This is a genomic window from Kluyvera sp. CHPC 1.251 (assembly GCF_036759945.1).
GTDB classification, from domain to species: Bacteria; Pseudomonadota; Gammaproteobacteria; order Enterobacterales; family Enterobacteriaceae; genus Kluyvera; species Kluyvera sichuanensis.
Genome location: NZ_JAPKIC010000001.1, coordinates 210,865 through 225,556, shown reverse-complemented (window position 1 = coordinate 225,556; position 14,692 = coordinate 210,865). Strand labels below are relative to the sequence as shown.

Sequence of the window (14,692 nt, the reverse complement as noted above, 5' to 3'; positions counted from 1 at the left end):
GTTCCGTTAATTATGACAATCCGATAAAGAGCCCGGCGATGGTGGCGCTCATCAGGTTAGAGAGCGTTGCCGCCGCCAGCGCGCGCATCCCGAGCTGAGCAATTTCCGGCGCTCGCTGAGGCGCAATGGCGGAAAATGCCCCGACCACCACCCCGATAGAGCCAAAGTTGGCAAAACCGCACAGGGCAAACGAGATAATCGCAATCGTCTTCACGTCCAGCGAACCGCCGGCTTGCAGGTACGGTGAGAAGTTGAGATAGGCGACGAATTCGTTGATCGCCAGCTTCTGACCGATCAAGCTGCCCGCAAGCGTCGCATCGCTCCAGTCGACGCCCATAATCCAGGCAAGTGGCGCCAGCACCCAACCAAAAATCCCTTCCAGGGTCGCATGACCGAAACCAAACCAGCCGCCAATACCGCCAATAATGCCGTTAATCAGCGCGATAATGGCGACAAAAGCCATCACCACCGTCGCTACACCAGCCGCAATTTTCAGGCCGGTCATCGCCCCGCTCGCCGCGGCTTCAATGATGCTTTTTGGCGGCGTTTCGGTAAATGACAGGTTCTCGAAGGTGACAGTTGATGCCTCGGTTGCCGGGCTCAGCATACGGGCAAACAGGATCCCGCCGGGAATAGCCATCAGCGAGGCCGCCAGCAGGTAATCAATCGGCACCCCCATGCCCGCATAGCCAATCATCATCGACCCCGCGATAGACGCCATGCCGCTACAAATTGCGGTAAACAGCTCATTGCGATTCAGGCGATGAATAAACGGTTTGACGATCGCCGGGATCTCATTTTGCCCAAGGAAAATGGTGGTCACGGCCACGAAGGACTCAATTTTGCTGATGTTCAGTGCTTTCTGGAAAATACCGCCCAGTACGCGAATCAGCAGCCCCATCACGCCAATGTAGTAAAGCAGGCTGATAAGCGCGGTAACAAAGATAATGGCGGGCAGCACGCGGAAGGCGAAGATAAAGCCCGCTCCGTCAAACAGCACATCCATCTTCGGCCCCACCAGCGAGCCAAAAATAAAGGCGCTGCCCGCATCGCTGTAGGACATCACCTTATGAACGCCCAGCGCCGCTTGCTCCACCAGCCATTTCCCCGGAGGGAAATAGAGCATAATGCCGCCGATGGCAATTTGCAGCACCAGCGCTGCGCCAACGGTACGCAGGCTAATGCGCTTTTTATTCACTGACAGCAAAAACGCGATGGCCAGCAATACCACCATACCCACAAGACTTCTCATTATATCCATAATGATTTTCCCTTCATGCCAGGAAACCCGGCGTAAACGCCAGGTTTTGGTATGTTTGATATTCGCGGGCGACCGCACGCTGCCCGTGAAGTTGGTTTATGCGAGGCGTTGATACTCCTTCGCAATTTCACAAGCCAGCACCGCGTTGTTGAACACCAGCTGAATGTTGGATTTCAGGCTATCGCCACCGGTCAATTCCGCCACGCGAGCCAGCAGGAACGGCGTGCTCTCTTTGCCCACAACGCCCTGCTCTTCCGCTTCCCTCACCGCTCTGTCGATGGCTGCATTGATGGTTTCTTCCGCCATCGCAAACTGTTCTGGAATAGGGTTTGCCACCACCAGACCGCCGTTCAGACCGGCCTGCCATTTCACCGCCATCGCACGAGCAATTTCTTTCGCACTATCGAGGCGAATGCTGACCTCAAAAGGACTGGTACGGCAGAAAAATGCGGGCAGCGCCTGGGTTTGATAGCCAATCAGCGGCACACCAAAGGTTTCCAGATATTCAGTGGTTAAGCCGAGGTCGAGAATAGATTTCGCGCCTGCACAAATAACCGTAACGTTGGTATGCGCCAGCTCTTGTAAATCGGCAGAAATATCGAATGAATGTTCCGCACCGCGGTGAACACCGCCAATACCGCCGGTAGCAAAGACTTTAATACCGGCCAGCGCGGCAATAATCATGGTAGAGGCAACGGTGGTCGCGCCATTTTTTCCGGCGGCAACCACAAACGGTAAATCACGGCGGCTGACTTTCGTCACGCTATGCCCTTCGCGGCCTAATAATTCGATTTCCTCTTTGCTCAGGCCCACTTTCATTACGCCGCCAATAATCGCAATCGTTGCAGGAACAGCACCGTGCTTGCGAATGGTTTCTTCAACTTCAATCGCCGTTTGCGCATTCTGTGGGAAAGGCATGCCGTGAGAAATAATGGTCGACTCCAGCGCAACAATCGGCTTTTTGCTGTTTAAGGCTTCCTGGACTTCTGGTGAAATTTGTAATAATTCAGGGGAAAGAGTTAATTCAGACATTCTATTTTCTCCACTAACGATGTAACGTTCGCAATAGACAGATCAGGGTTATTGGTATATTCACTGGACAGCGCCATTGATGAACAACCCTGCGCAAATCGGACAGACTCAATAAACGGCACGTTATCAACCCAGCAGGAAGCTAGCCCGGCCATCATCGCATCACCGGCCCCGGTAACATTAATAACGTTGGTTTTCAGCGGCCGCGACCAGCCGTGTTCACCGTGAATATCGCTGTAGTAAACGCCGTCGCCGCCCATGCTAAGCACCAGGCGATTCAGGCCGTGATCATGGAACCATGCGGCGACTTTGCCGACATCTTCTCGCCCTGAGAGCGTGATACCGCTTAGGGTTTCGGCTTCCAGACGGTTCGGTTTCAGGGTATGGATTTTGCCTAACCGCTCGCGAATTTTGACGCACTTCCAGGCTGAGACCGGGTCGACAAACACCGGCGTGGAGCCAGCGTTTTCCAGCACCCAGGTCAGCGCCGCTTCGCTGATATTACAGTCGGCAATAATCACCTTTGCCCCACGAATAAAATCCATATGCTGCGCTAAAAACTCAGCAGAAATATATTCGGTGATACTCATATCGTTGATAGCCACCAGCATTTCACCAGTATTATCCAACAGAGATAAATAACTTGAGGTATTTTCCCCAGAAACGATAAGGCATTTATCAACGTGCACACCTGGCTGACTGGTCTGGGCTAATAATGACTGACCATAAAAGTCACTGCCGACGGCCGTTAATAACCACGAGTCCTTTCCCAGCAGTGCCAAATTATGTGCAATGTTGCGCCCGACGCCGCCAGGAGTGAATTTTATTTTGCCTGGGTTGGAATCTGCATAGTTTAAAGAAGCATGCGAATATCCTGCCACGTCCATATTGGCAGAGCCAATAGTGACAATGTATTCCTTTTCACGCATAGCACGTCCTCTGGCAATAAATTGCCATAAAAATGAGTTCGTTAACGATGTTGATCGCAATGAAATTTATTAGAGCACATGTTCATTATCAAACATGTGCTCATAATAAGCTGGATTTAGATAAAGTAAATCCATCCGCAAGCGCGAAAATGAATAGATATGAGGGGAGTCACAAATTTTTATTGCAGGCGACTGAAAGCGAGGAAAAAATTGAAAGGCAGGACACAGATTTGAAAAATAAAAAAAGGGCAGAGATCGCTCTGCCCTTTCCGAATGAAGGTAAACTTATGCCTGTTTAGCGACGGCTTCCGGGCGTTTCAACACCGCGTAAGAGAGGCCAGCCACCAGCGTACCCACGATAATCGCCACCAGATAACCCACCACCGGCGTGATAGCGCCAGGGATCAGCAGGACGAACAGACCACCGTGTGGTGCCATCAGTTTCGCACCAACCGCCATCGAGATAGCACCGGTAACGGCACCGCCGACGATACAGCAAGGCAGGACGCGCATTGGGTCACGAGCCGCGAACGGAATCGCCCCTTCGGAGATAAAGCACAGGCCCAGAACCAGCGCCGCTTTACCACCTTCACGTTGACCCTGATCGAATTTCTTACGCGCAATCAGCGTAGCAATACCCATTGCCAGCGGTGGAACCATACCGGCCGCCATAATCGCCGCCATCGGCGCGTAGGTTTGGGTACTCAGCAGACCAACGCCGAATGCGTATGCCGCTTTGTTCACCGGGCCACCCATGTCGGTACACATCATCGCACCGAGGATCGCACCCAGCAGGACCGCGTTCGCGGTACCCATGGTTTGCAGCCAGTGGGTCAGCCAGTTCAGCAGCGCCGCAACCGGGGTGCCGATCAGGTAGATCATCGCCAGACCAACGATCAGGCTGGAGACCAGCGGGATTATCAGGATTGGCTTCAGCGCTTCCATGCTTGGCGGTAGCTTCAGCCTGGTGCTGATAAGTTTCGCGACGTAGCCGGCCAGGAAGCCTGCAATGATACCGCCGATAAACCCGGAACCGCCGCTCACCGCCAGCATACCGCCGATAAGACCTGGGGTCAGGCCCGGACGGTCAGCAATGGAGAAGGCAATAAAGCCCGCCAGTACCGGCACCATCAGCGCGAAGGCTGAACCGCCGCCAATCTGCATCAGCGCCGCCGCCAGCGTGCCTTTCACTTCAAACGCTTTGATACCGAAGGCAAACGACAGGGCGATACACAGACCACCCGCCACCACCATTGGCAGCATATAAGAAACACCGGTCAGCAGGTGACGATACGCCCCGCCGCCGCTCTCTTTCTTCGCGGAATCCGCAGGGGATTTACTCTGGCCAGTCGGTTGATACGGCTTCGCCTCAACCATCGCTTTATCCAGTTCCTGCGCGGTTTTCTTCAGCGCCAGACCGGTGGTGGTGCGGTACATCGGCTTGCCAGCAAATTTCGCCAGATCCACTTCAATATCCGCCGCTACGATAACCAGATCCGCCTGCTCAACTTCTTCTGGCGTAATCGCGTTACCGGCACCCACGGAACCACGGGTTTCCACTTTCACCCACAGACCGCGTTTTTTAGCTTCGGTTTCAATGGCTTCAGCCGCCATAAAGGTGTGCGCCACGCCGGTCGGGCACGCGGTAACCGCCACAATGCGTTTTACGGCACCTTTTGCGGTAGGTTCGGCTTGCGCCGGAGCCTCGTAAGGCAGGGCGTGGGATTTGGCTTCGCTCAGGAACAGTTCCGGATGGGAAACTGCACGGTTGATGTCGCCAAGGTAAACCTGTTTACCTGCCAACGCGGTATCCGCTGGCAGAGCTGTGCCCAGCACGATCGCCAGGTCGGCGTCGTTCGGGTTATCAATGAACTCCAGGCGCGCTTTCTGCGCCGCCGCACCCAGCAGGGTCTTCGCCATATAAGCGCGAGCCTGTCCGAGTTTGGCATCGATAATCAGCAGCGTTTTCATACGCCTCTCCCGCTGTTAGTTAAAAGGTTTCAGGTCGACGCGCGCCATCATCGCGGCCAACTGGGTACGGTCGGTGATCCCGACGTTGCTCTGGCTTACCGCCAGCGCTGCAACGGCGGTCGCCAGACGCAGGGTATGCTCGCTGGACTCGCGCATCAGCAGGCCGTAAATCAGACCGCCAACCATTGAATCCCCTGCCCCTACGGTGCTTACCACTTCCATTGACGGCGGCTTGGCGATCCATTCGCCGGAGGCGTTAACCCAAAGCGCGCCTTCTGCACCCAGCGAAATCACCACGTGAGCAATACCCTGCTCGCGCAGCGCGTGGGCCGCTTCAATCACATCTTTCATTTCAGGCAGCTTGCGACCAGCCCAGATTTCCAGCTCGCGGCGGTTTGGCTTCACCAACCACGGCGCGGCTTTCAGCCCGGCAACCAGCGCTTCACGGCTGCTGTCGAAAATTATGCACGGACACTGGCTACGCAGACGCGTCATCCAGTCGGTGAACGCTTCAGGGCTCACGCCCGCTGGCAGACTGCCGCTCACGCACACCATGTCGAACTGACCCAGCCAGCTCAGGGAATCATTGACGAAACGCTCCCAGTCGGACGGGGTAACTTCAAAACCAGAGAAGTTGAAGTCGGTAACTTCACCATCTTTTTCCGTCAGCTTGACGTTAATACGGGTACGGCCCTGGACGACCTGGAAACGGTTAGCAATGCCCAGTTCGCTGAACAGCTGCTGAAAACCATCCTGGTTGTCTTTCCCCAGGAAACCACCTACGGTGACGTCGATGCCTAAGTCCTTCAGCACTTTGGCCACGTTGATGCCTTTACCCGCTGCGTGCAGCCCGGTGGTACGCACCAGGTTCACTTCGCCACGCTCAACTTCTGGCGTGAACCCTACCAAATCATAGGCTGGGTTTAAGGTAATTGTGGCTACTCTTCTGCTCATTTATGCGCCCTCCCCGAGGCCTGAAGCAATGGCTTCGCCAATAGCGTCCAGCGCCTGACGAGCATCATCACCCTGTGCGGTAAAGCGCAGGCGATGACCTTTTTTGACACCCAGCGCGACAACCTTCATCAGGCTACGTCCGTTGGCTGGTTTACCGCTGCCGTCAAGATTGGTGACGGTAATGTCACTGTTAAACTGTTTAATGGTGTTCACCAGCACGGTGCCCGGACGGGCGTGCAGACCGTGTTCGTTACGCACTACGAATTCTTCATTCAGCACGTCTTCAGCCAGCGCTTCATCACTGGTCAGCAGCGCCAGCAGCGTAGCGGCATCGGCTTTCAGCAGACGTTCAGCTTTGTTGTCCAGCAGAATATTGACCAGGCGGTTCAGCACCGCGGTCGGCTGGGCATCGGCCATGGCGACGGAGATCAGCAGTGAGGCAGAAGCGTCACCGACGGTAAATGGCGTTGCCGCGCGGCTTACCGCGATAGCGCTGCGCAGGTTGCCTTCCGCGCTGTCATTCAGCCAGATACCCTGGCCCAAGTTCAGCGGCTGCTCGTTAATCACGCGCGCCACAAAGTTGGCATCTACCGCGCCCGCTTCTTTCAGACGTGCGGCGTTAAGCGCCTGCAGCGTCACCAGGTCACTGGCGACCACGTCAAGCGAGAGCGTGTCGTTATCAAGCTTCAGCGCTTCGCTCTGCTTTTCACCCATCAGCAGCGCACGCAGCTCTTCTGCAGTGGTGGCGGTTTTCAGCTGTTCAGCCACCGCGTCATCGCTCAGTACATGCGTCAGCTGACGCAGCAAGCCGAGGTGCTCATCGGAGCTGGCGGCGATACCAATAGCGACATACGCCGTCTGGCCTTCGCCCCAGGTTACGCCCTGCGGAAATTGATAAACCTGAACACCGGTTTTCAGCACCTGATCGCGGGTATCGGTGGTGCCGTGCGGAATCGCAATGCCGTTGCCAAGGAAAGTGGAGGTTTGTTGCTCACGCGCCAGCATACCGGCAACGTAACCGTCAGCAACGTTGCCTGCGCTGACGAGCGCCGCAGCAACCTGCCGAATAGCCTCTTCTTTATTCGCGGCCTGCTGGCCGGGATGAATATCCTGAACAGTTAACTGGAACATGGTTCCCCTCGCGCGCTGAATTGAATCGATTCAGCTTTGGTGAGAAAAAATCGTCGTACTTAGCGAGTGAGGTGCTGAAGACGACGCTGAAACGTTTCAATAATATTGTGCCTTTCTTAATCAGCCTGCAAGTTTTGCTGACAATTTGATTGCATAAATTAGATCTACAGCACATTTCATTAGCATTCTCGCCACATCTGCTGACGCGCTGATGGCGACTCAACAACTGCTTCAGCAAGACGTAAGCTAGATTTTGAAATGGCCTTTTAATTTTTCGTGCCGAATTTGATTTAGGTTACTGTTCATTTTCTGAGTCGCGGCGTAAACTCCCCGCCTCTCCTAAAGCGACCGATAAAACAACATGCAAAACAGTACCGCCGCCGCCCCACGGCGATCGTTTGATTTCACCTCGTCATCCTTTCTGATTGTTGCCTTTTTAACCGGTATTGCCGGCGCACTACAGACCCCAACGCTGAGCCTGTTCCTCAGTAATGAAGTGCACGTTCGCCCGGCGATGGTCGGCTTCTTTTTCACCGGCAGCGCCGTTATCGGCATCCTGGTCAGCCAATTTCTGGCGGGCTACTCGGATAAACGCGGCGACCGTAAAAATTTGATCGTGGTCTGCTGCCTGCTCGGCGTGCTGGCCTGCATACTGTTCGCCTGGAACCGCAACTACTTTATTTTGCTGTTTGTCGGTGTCTTCCTCAGCAGCTTTGGCTCCACGGCCAACCCGCAAATGTTTGCCCTCGCCCGCGAGCACGCCGATAAAACCGGCCGCGAGGCGGTAATGTTCAGCTCGATTATGCGTGCGCAGGTGTCGCTGGCGTGGGTGATTGGCCCGCCGCTGGCCTACGCACTGGCAATGGGCTTTAGCTTTACGGTGATGTATCTGTCGGCTGCGGTGGCGTTTGTGGTCTGTGGTGCGATGGTCTGGCTGTTTTTGCCAACCATGCGCAAGGAGAAAGCGGCGGCCAGCGGTACGATTCAGGCACCGCGCACCAACCGTCGCGATGCGCTGCTGCTGTTTGTTATCTGTACCCTGATGTGGGGCACTAACAGCCTCTATATCATCAATATGCCGCTGTATATCATTAATGAACTGCATTTGCCGGAGAAACTGGCTGGGGTGATGATGGGCACCGCCGCCGGGTTGGAGATCCCGACGATGCTGATTGCGGGCTACTTTGCCAAACGCCTGGGTAAGCGCTTCCTGATGCGCCTGGCCGCCGTGGCTGGGCTATTCTTCTATATAGGCATGCTAACCTTCAGCAGCCCAACGCTGTTGCTGGCCATGCAGCTACTGAACGCGGTGTATATCGGTATTCTCGGCGGGATTGGCATGCTGTACTTCCAGGATTTGATGCCGGGGCAAGCCGGTTCAGCCACCACGCTGTACGCCAATACTTCGCGCGTCGGCTGGATCATCGCCGGTTCGCTGGCGGGCGTCGTGGCGGAAATCTGGAACTACCACACCGTATTCTGGATTGCGCTGGCGCTGTGCGTCGCCACCCTTTGCTGCCTGGTGCGGATTAAAGACGTTTAGGGCGCAGTCAGCGCTTCGAGGTGAAGCAGATAGGTCATCGCCGCGTCGCGGGTGACGCCGCACATTTCAGGCGCGGGCTGCAACCCTGCGCACACCTTCGGGCGCAGCGGTGAGCCAAAGATTTTACACCGCTGGCGATCGTCGAGCTGCACGCAGGGCGTGTTAGCCGGTTTGCCGTTGGGCATGCCGGGAATGGGGCTGGAGATTGAAGGTGCAGTGCAGCAAGCCCCGCAGTCCGGACGACATTCCATCGCGGGTTCTCTGTAGAGTAGATAAGGTGGTGGCGCGCACATTACCACCTTTTGAGCAGGCATAGCAAAAGCCTTTAAATCCTCTTGCCTGAAACGCCCGGCACGAGTACTTTTACGCGATATTTTTGACACCCTAGTTCACAGGATAATTGCAATGCCAAGAGCGAACGAAATTAAAAAAGGTATGGTGCTGAATTACAACGGCAAACTGCTGATTGTAAAAAATATTGATATTCAGTCACCGAGCGCCCGTGGCGCAGCAACGCTGTACAAAATGCGCTTCTCCGATGTCAGCACCGGCCTGAAGGTTGAAGAGCGTTTTAAAGGCGACGACATGGTTGATACCGTGACCCTGAACCGCCGCTTCGTTGACTTCTCCTACATTGATGGCAACGAATACGTGTTCATGGATAAAGAAGATTACACCCCGTACATCTTCACCCACGACCAGATTGCTGAAGAATTGCAGTTCATTCCTGAAGGCGGTATGCCGGAAATGCAGGTTCTGCTGTGGGATGGTCGGGTTCTGGCGCTGGAACTGCCACAGACGGTCGATCTGGAAATCGTTGAAACGGCACCGGGCATCAAAGGCGCTTCCGCCAGCTCCCGTACCAAGCCAGCAACCCTGACCACCGGTCTGGTTGTACAGGTTCCTGAATACCTGACCACCGGCGAAAAAATTCGCGTTCATATCGAAGAAAAACGCTATATGTGCCGCGCGGACTAACTATCTTTGGTAGCCCGGCCGAGCAACGCGACGCCGGGATTTCCCGGAGTCGGCGCGATGACGCCTCGTCCGGGCTACGAAAATAGGCCAACAAAAAGGGCAACCAAACGGCTGCCCTTTTTTATTTTGAGAAAATGACGAATTACAGCAGATCGCGGAACTTGGTCATTTTCAGCGCCAGCTCAACGCCGCGCACTTCCGCCAGACCTTTCAGACGACCAATCGCAGAATAGCCTGGGTTGGTTTTCTTCTTCAGGTCATCCAGCATCTGGTGGCCGTGGTCAGGACGCATTGGGATAGGACGCAGATCGCCCGCTTTCTTACGACGCTGCTCTTCGGTCAGAATCGCATCAACTACCGCAACCATGTTCACATCGCCCTGCAGGTGTGCAGCTTCGTGGAAGGTTTTCGGGTTCCCTTCACGGCAGGTAGAACGCAGGTGCGTGAAGTGGATACGGTCGCCGAAGGTCTCGATCATTTTCACCAGATCGTTATCCGCACGCACGCCGTAAGAACCGGTGCACATGGTGAAGCCGTTGTTGATGCTATCAACGGTCTCTTTCAGCCACTGCATATCTTCAATGGTAGAAACGATACGCGGCAGGCCGAGGATTGGACGCGGTGGATCGTCCGGATGAACCGCCAGACGCACGCCCACTTCTTCCGCTACCGGCACGATAGCGCGCAGGAAGACCGCCATGTTTTCACGCAGGTTTTCTTTGCTGATGTGGTCGTATTCCGCCAGACGCGCACGGAACTGGTCCAGGGTGTAACCCTCTTCCGCACCCGGCAGGCCAGCAATGATGTTGCGGGTCAGCTTAGTGACTTCCGCTTCGGTCATTGCCTGGAAATATTCCTGAGCCTCACGCTGCTCTTCTGCGGTGTAATCCGCCTGTGCGCCTTCACGCTTCAGGATGTGCAGCTCAAACGCCGCAAAAGCGATCTGGTCAAAGCGCAGCGCTTTAGAGCCATCTTCCAGAGTGTACTCGAGGTCAGTACGCGTCCAGTCGAGGATCGGCATGAAGTTGTAGCAGACGGTGTCGATGCCACATTCAGCCAGGTTGCGGATGCTCTGCTGATAGTTGGCAATCCAGGTTTTGTACTCACCGGAGCCGGTCTTAATATCTTCGTGAACCGGGATACTCTCAACCACGGACCAGGTCAGACCTTTTTCAGCCAGCATCGCTTTACGCTGTTTAATTTCTTCAACCGGCCATACCTGACCGTTTGGAATGTGGTGCAATGCCGTTACGACGCCCGTCGCGCCAGCCTGACGCACATCATCAAGAGATACCGGATCGTTCGGGCCGTACCAACGCCAGGTTTGTTCCATTGCCTCACCCTCTAAAGTTGTTATACCAATAAAATCACCTTCAATGACGACTACCATACATGTTTATTCAGAACCGTCAATAAATCCGCTGGGATTGATTGATCAAGCTCACATTAACGCGATAAATACGGCACACCAATTCAATTTGCTGTCATATAACTTTACACTGCACACGTTAATTAATCGTTAATCGGATGTGTGAACAATGAATACAATCGCCTCAAGCGCCCTTCCCGCCAGCGTCCAGCTCCCTCAATATGATAGACAACAGCTACGTTCGCGGATTGTGCACTTCGGTTTTGGTGCATTTCACCGCGCCCACCAGGCACTGTTAACCAACCGGGTATTGAACCAGCACAGCGGGGACTGGGGAATTTGTGAAATCAGCCTGTTTAGCGGCGACGTGCTGATGAGCCAGCTCCGCCAGCAGGATCATCTGTTCACCGTGATGGAGAAGAGCGCAGCGGGCAACCAGCCGATTATCATTGGCGCGGTCCACGAGTGCCTCAACGCGAAGCTTGATTCTCTGGCAGCGATTATCGAAAAATTCTGTGAGCCGCAGGTAGCGATTGTCTCGCTGACAATCACCGAAAAAGGCTACTGCATCGATCCGGCGACCGGTCATCTCGATTTCACCCAGCCGCGGATCGTTCACGATCTTGAATCCCCCACGGAGCCCCACTCCGCGCCGGGCATTCTGGTCGAAGCCCTATCCCGCCGTCGCGATCGCGGTCTTCCGGCCTTCACCGTCCTCTCCTGCGATAACATTCCTGATAACGGCCATGTGGTTAAAAATGCGGTGCTGGACATGGCAACCCGCCGGGACCCAGAGCTGGCAAGCTGGATTGCGGAATACGTCAGCTTCCCCGGCACCATGGTCGACCGTATCGTCCCGGCCGCCACCGAAGCGTCGCTGGCAGAAATCACCCAGGAACTGGGCGTGGAAGATCCGTGCGCCATCAGCTGCGAACCGTTTATCCAGTGGGTTATAGAAGATAACTTTGTCGCCGGGCGCCCTGATTGGGGCAGCGTTGGGGCTCAGATGGTCAACGACGTCCTGCCGTGGGAAGAGATGAAGCTGCGTATGCTTAACGGCAGCCACTCGTTCCTTGCCTATCTCGGCTATCTTGCGGGCTACGCGCACATCAGCGACTGCATGCAGGATGAATCTTACCGCCGGGCGGCACGTCATCTGATGATGGCCGAGCAGGCCCCCACGCTACGCATTACCGATGTAGACCTCGGCGCGTATGCCGATAGCCTGATTGACCGCTTCAGCAACCCGGCGCTTCAGCACCGTACCTGGCAAATCGCCATGGACGGCAGTCAGAAGCTACCGCAGCGTCTGCTGGACGGCATTCGTATTCATCTCCAGAACGGCAGCCGCTGGCCACTGCTGGCGCTGGCCGTCGCCGGATGGATGCGCTATGTAAGCGGCGTGGACGATGCCGGGCAGCCGATTGATGTTCGTGACCCGCTGGCGGAGAAAATTCGCAACATCGTGGCGAATAGCAGCGACGAGAACCGGTTTGCTGCGCTGCTCACGCTGCAGGAAATTTTCGGCAGCGACCTGCCAGCCAACCCGCAATTTGTTCAGGCCATCGAGCAGGCCTGGCAGCATCTGGTGCAACAAGGCGCACGCCAGGCGGTGCTGACCGCGCTCAATAGTTAACATTTTCTGCTATTTCGCGGGCTAATATTAGATTAGCCCGCCTTAACACTTCTCTTTTCGACGCCGCTTCGCCAGGATAAAGTGATCCAGATAACATTATCACTATGTCCTGTGCGGAGTTTTCGTGACTAAAACCAATCTGATCACCGGCTTTCTCGGCAGCGGGAAAACCACCTCAATTCTGCATCTGCTGGCCAATAAACCCGCCGACGAAAAATGGGCCGTGCTGGTCAATGAGTTTGGTGAAGTCGGCATCGACGGTGCCCTGTTGGCCGACAGCGGCGCGTTGCTCAAAGAGATCCCCGGCGGCTGCATGTGCTGCGTTAACGGCCTGCCGATGCAGGTCGGATTGAATACGCTGCTGCGCCAGGGGAAACCGGATCGTCTGCTGATTGAGCCTACCGGCCTCGGTCACCCGAAGCAGATCCTCGATCTGCTTACCGCCCCGGTTTACGAGCCGTGGATCGACCTGCGAGCCACGCTGTGCGTGATCGACCCTCGCCAGTTGCTGGACGACAAGGTTGCCAACAATGAAAACTTCCGCGACCAGCTCGCCGCGGCGGACATTATTGTCAGCAACAAAACGGACCGTGCCACCGCAGAAAGCCGGCAGGCGCTGGCCGCCTGGTGGCAACAGCACGGCGCTGAACGCCAGCTATTCGAGGCCACACAGGGCAATATCGATAATGCCCTGCTGGATATGCCGCGCAGCAACACCACGCCGCTTAAGGCTAGCGCGGCGCACTCACATTCTCATCCGTCAAACAAAGGCCTCGCGGCGTTAAGCCTGCCGGAGCACCAGCGCTGGCGCAGAAGCGTTAATGAGGGCCAGGGCTATTATGCCTGCGGCTGGATTTTTGACGCCGATACCGTGTTTGACACCATCGGCCTGCTGGAGTGGGCGCGTCTATCTCCGGTGACTCGTCTGAAAGCAGTGATGCGTATTCCTGAAGGGCTGGTGCGTATTAATCGCCAGGGCGCCGATCTGCACATTGAAACACAGAACGTTGCGCCACCGGATAGCCGTATTGAGCTGATAAACGACGCACAAACCGACTGGAATTCGCTACAAACGGCGCTGTTGAAACTTCGTTTAGGTTGAAACCGCTAAGGTTTCCGCCGAGACTAATTGCTATGAATACTAAGATGCGTACACGTTTTCCCCTGATTATTTTACTCAACGCCGCCGGCGTGGCGTTGTTTCTCTCCTGGTTCCTGCCAGCAAATCACGGATTCTGGTCCGCGGCTGACCTTGGCATTTTTCACTTCTTTAACCGGGGTTTAAACGCAGATAATTTGGGCTACGCCTGGTTCTTAGCCATTATTAATAATCGCGCCTTTGACGGCTGTTCGCTGTTGGCAATGGGCTGTCTGATGCTGAGTTTCTGGCTAAAAGAAACCCCTCAGGGCCGTCGCCGAATCGTGGTGATGGGGTTGGTGATGCTGCTGTCGGCGGTCATCATTAACCAGCTGGCGCAGCACCTGATGCCGGTCACCCGTAGCAGCCCGTCGCTCTCCGTGCCGGGCGTACACCGCGTCAGCGACTTTATCGACTTCTCGACCAAAGACGGCTCGCGAGACAGCTTCCCCGGTGACCACGGAATGATGTTGCTGATATTCGCCACCTTCATGTGGCGCTATTTCGGTCAGAAAGCGTTCATTATTTCACTGATTATTTTTGTGGTTTTCGCCTTCCCGCGCGTGATGATCGGCGCACACTGGTTTACCGATATTGCCGTCGGTTCGTTAACCGCTGTGCTGATTGGCGTACCGTGGGTGCTGATGACGCCATTAAGCGATAATGTAATGGGTCTCTTTGAACGAAATTTGCCCCATTTATCCAAAGTGAAATCGGCGCAATAAATAACCAATTCATCTGATATTCCAG

General features: G+C 55.2%; 14 protein-coding genes. 6 read left to right on the top strand and 8 right to left on the bottom strand.

What is annotated here, in order from left to right; translation table 11 throughout:
- Window positions 1-10: 10 nt before the first annotated feature.
- The 3 genes from V6940_RS01015 to V6940_RS01005 all read right to left on the bottom strand — a co-directional run bounded on the left by V6940_RS01015 (window position 11) and on the right by V6940_RS01005 (window position 3,222).
- The gene (locus V6940_RS01015) at window positions 11-1,261 is read right to left on the bottom strand and encodes a NupC/NupG family nucleoside CNT transporter (protein ID WP_333494502.1); all 1,251 of its coding nucleotides are present in this window, start codon (window positions 1,259-1,261) and stop codon (window positions 11-13) included.
- A gap of 96 nt (window positions 1,262-1,357) precedes the next feature.
- Window positions 1,358-2,293, bottom strand: coding sequence for a pseudouridine-5'-phosphate glycosidase (locus V6940_RS01010; RefSeq protein ID WP_333494501.1), 936 nt, complete (start codon window positions 2,291-2,293; stop codon window positions 1,358-1,360).
- Window positions 2,281-3,222: a pseudouridine kinase gene (locus V6940_RS01005; RefSeq protein WP_333494500.1), complete on the bottom strand. Its 942-nt coding sequence runs from the start codon at window positions 3,220-3,222 to the stop codon at window positions 2,281-2,283. Before V6940_RS01005 ends, V6940_RS01010 begins: the two co-directional genes overlap by 13 nt.
- A gap of 47 nt (window positions 3,223-3,269) precedes the next feature.
- Between V6940_RS01005 and V6940_RS01000 the strand changes: the two genes are divergently transcribed.
- Window positions 3,270-3,521: a hypothetical protein gene (locus tag V6940_RS01000; protein WP_333494499.1), complete on the top strand. Its 252-nt coding sequence runs from the start codon at window positions 3,270-3,272 to the stop codon at window positions 3,519-3,521.
- On the opposite strand, the gene fruA is transcribed toward V6940_RS01000, so the two are convergent.
- Genes fruA through fruB form a run of 3 tightly spaced genes read right to left on the bottom strand, consistent with a single transcriptional unit; the run spans window position 3,508 to window position 7,278 of the window.
- Window positions 3,508-5,193, bottom strand: a complete 1,686-nt coding sequence (fruA, locus tag V6940_RS00995; protein WP_333494498.1) for a PTS fructose transporter subunit IIBC — start codon at window positions 5,191-5,193, stop codon at window positions 3,508-3,510. The two genes, V6940_RS01000 and fruA, sit on opposite strands and share 14 nt — an antisense overlap.
- Window positions 5,194-5,208: 15 nt before the next feature.
- Entirely contained in the window at window positions 5,209-6,147 is a 939-nt protein-coding gene (gene fruK / locus V6940_RS00990; protein WP_185666893.1) for a 1-phosphofructokinase, read from the bottom strand.
- Window positions 6,148-7,278, bottom strand: a complete 1,131-nt coding sequence (gene fruB / locus V6940_RS00985; RefSeq protein ID WP_333494497.1) for a fused PTS fructose transporter subunit IIA/HPr protein — start codon at window positions 7,276-7,278, stop codon at window positions 6,148-6,150. It lies immediately after the preceding gene.
- 361 nt (window positions 7,279-7,639) lie between these two features.
- Here fruB and setB point away from each other — a divergent pair, with 361 nt between their 5' ends.
- On the top strand, window positions 7,640-8,821 hold the full coding sequence (setB, locus tag V6940_RS00980) for a sugar efflux transporter SetB (protein WP_333494496.1): 1,182 nt from the start codon (window positions 7,640-7,642) through the stop codon (window positions 8,819-8,821).
- On the opposite strand, the gene V6940_RS00975 is transcribed toward setB, so the two are convergent.
- Window positions 8,818-9,072 carry a YkgJ family cysteine cluster protein gene (locus V6940_RS00975; protein ID WP_333494495.1) on the bottom strand — a complete coding sequence of 85 codons (255 nt, stop codon included), beginning with the start codon at window positions 9,070-9,072 and terminating at the stop codon, window positions 8,818-8,820. The genes setB and V6940_RS00975 overlap by 4 nt on opposite strands.
- Window positions 9,073-9,226: 154 nt before the next feature.
- On the opposite strand from V6940_RS00975, the gene yeiP reads away from it, so the two are divergent.
- Window positions 9,227-9,799 carry an elongation factor P-like protein YeiP gene (yeiP, locus tag V6940_RS00970; RefSeq protein ID WP_185666890.1) on the top strand — a complete coding sequence of 191 codons (573 nt, stop codon included), beginning with the start codon at window positions 9,227-9,229 and terminating at the stop codon, window positions 9,797-9,799.
- 142 nt (window positions 9,800-9,941) lie between these two features.
- On the opposite strand, the gene uxuA is transcribed toward yeiP, so the two are convergent.
- Entirely contained in the window at window positions 9,942-11,132 is a 1,191-nt protein-coding gene (uxuA, locus tag V6940_RS00965) for a mannonate dehydratase (protein WP_333494494.1), read from the bottom strand.
- 205 nt (window positions 11,133-11,337) lie between these two features.
- Between uxuA and V6940_RS00960 the strand changes: the two genes are divergently transcribed.
- The 3 genes from V6940_RS00960 to V6940_RS00950 all read left to right on the top strand — a co-directional run bounded on the left by V6940_RS00960 (window position 11,338) and on the right by V6940_RS00950 (window position 14,667).
- Window positions 11,338-12,804 carry a mannitol dehydrogenase family protein gene (locus V6940_RS00960; RefSeq protein ID WP_333494493.1) on the top strand — a complete coding sequence of 489 codons (1,467 nt, stop codon included), beginning with the start codon at window positions 11,338-11,340 and terminating at the stop codon, window positions 12,802-12,804.
- A 124-nt stretch (window positions 12,805-12,928) separates the two neighbouring features.
- A complete protein-coding gene (locus V6940_RS00955) occupies window positions 12,929-13,906 on the top strand; it encodes a CobW family GTP-binding protein (protein WP_333494492.1) in 978 nt (325 codons plus the stop codon).
- A 44-nt stretch (window positions 13,907-13,950) separates the two neighbouring features.
- Window positions 13,951-14,667, top strand: coding sequence for a phosphatase PAP2 family protein (locus V6940_RS00950; RefSeq protein WP_333494491.1), 717 nt, complete (start codon window positions 13,951-13,953; stop codon window positions 14,665-14,667).
- The last annotated feature ends 25 nt before the right edge of the window (window positions 14,668-14,692 follow it).

Bases quoted from the DNA above. Each gene is read 5' to 3' on its own strand.
- V6940_RS01015 (WP_333494502.1), bottom strand. From the start codon at position 1,261: ATGGATATAATGAGAAGTCTTGTGGGTATGGTGGTATTGCTGGCCATC.
- V6940_RS01010 (WP_333494501.1), bottom strand. From the start codon at position 2,293: ATGTCTGAATTAACTCTTTCCCCTGAATTATTACAAATTTCACCAGAA.
- fruB (WP_333494497.1), bottom strand. From the start codon at position 7,278: ATGTTCCAGTTAACTGTTCAGGATATTCATCCCGGCCAGCAGGCCGCG.
- fruK (WP_185666893.1), bottom strand. From the start codon at position 6,147: ATGAGCAGAAGAGTAGCCACAATTACCTTAAACCCAGCCTATGATTTG.
- setB (WP_333494496.1), top strand. From the start codon at position 7,640: ATGCAAAACAGTACCGCCGCCGCCCCACGGCGATCGTTTGATTTCACC.
- V6940_RS00975 (WP_333494495.1), bottom strand. From the start codon at position 9,072: ATGGAATGTCGTCCGGACTGCGGGGCTTGCTGCACTGCACCTTCAATC.
- V6940_RS01000 (WP_333494499.1), top strand. From the start codon at position 3,270: ATGTTGATCGCAATGAAATTTATTAGAGCACATGTTCATTATCAAACA.
- uxuA (WP_333494494.1), bottom strand. From the start codon at position 11,132: ATGGAACAAACCTGGCGTTGGTACGGCCCGAACGATCCGGTATCTCTT.
- V6940_RS00960 (WP_333494493.1), top strand. From the start codon at position 11,338: ATGAATACAATCGCCTCAAGCGCCCTTCCCGCCAGCGTCCAGCTCCCT.
- V6940_RS00950 (WP_333494491.1), top strand. From the start codon at position 13,951: ATGCGTACACGTTTTCCCCTGATTATTTTACTCAACGCCGCCGGCGTG.
- yeiP (WP_185666890.1), top strand. From the start codon at position 9,227: ATGCCAAGAGCGAACGAAATTAAAAAAGGTATGGTGCTGAATTACAAC.
- fruA (WP_333494498.1), bottom strand. From the start codon at position 5,193: ATGAAAACGCTGCTGATTATCGATGCCAAACTCGGACAGGCTCGCGCT.
- V6940_RS01005 (WP_333494500.1), bottom strand. From the start codon at position 3,222: ATGCGTGAAAAGGAATACATTGTCACTATTGGCTCTGCCAATATGGAC.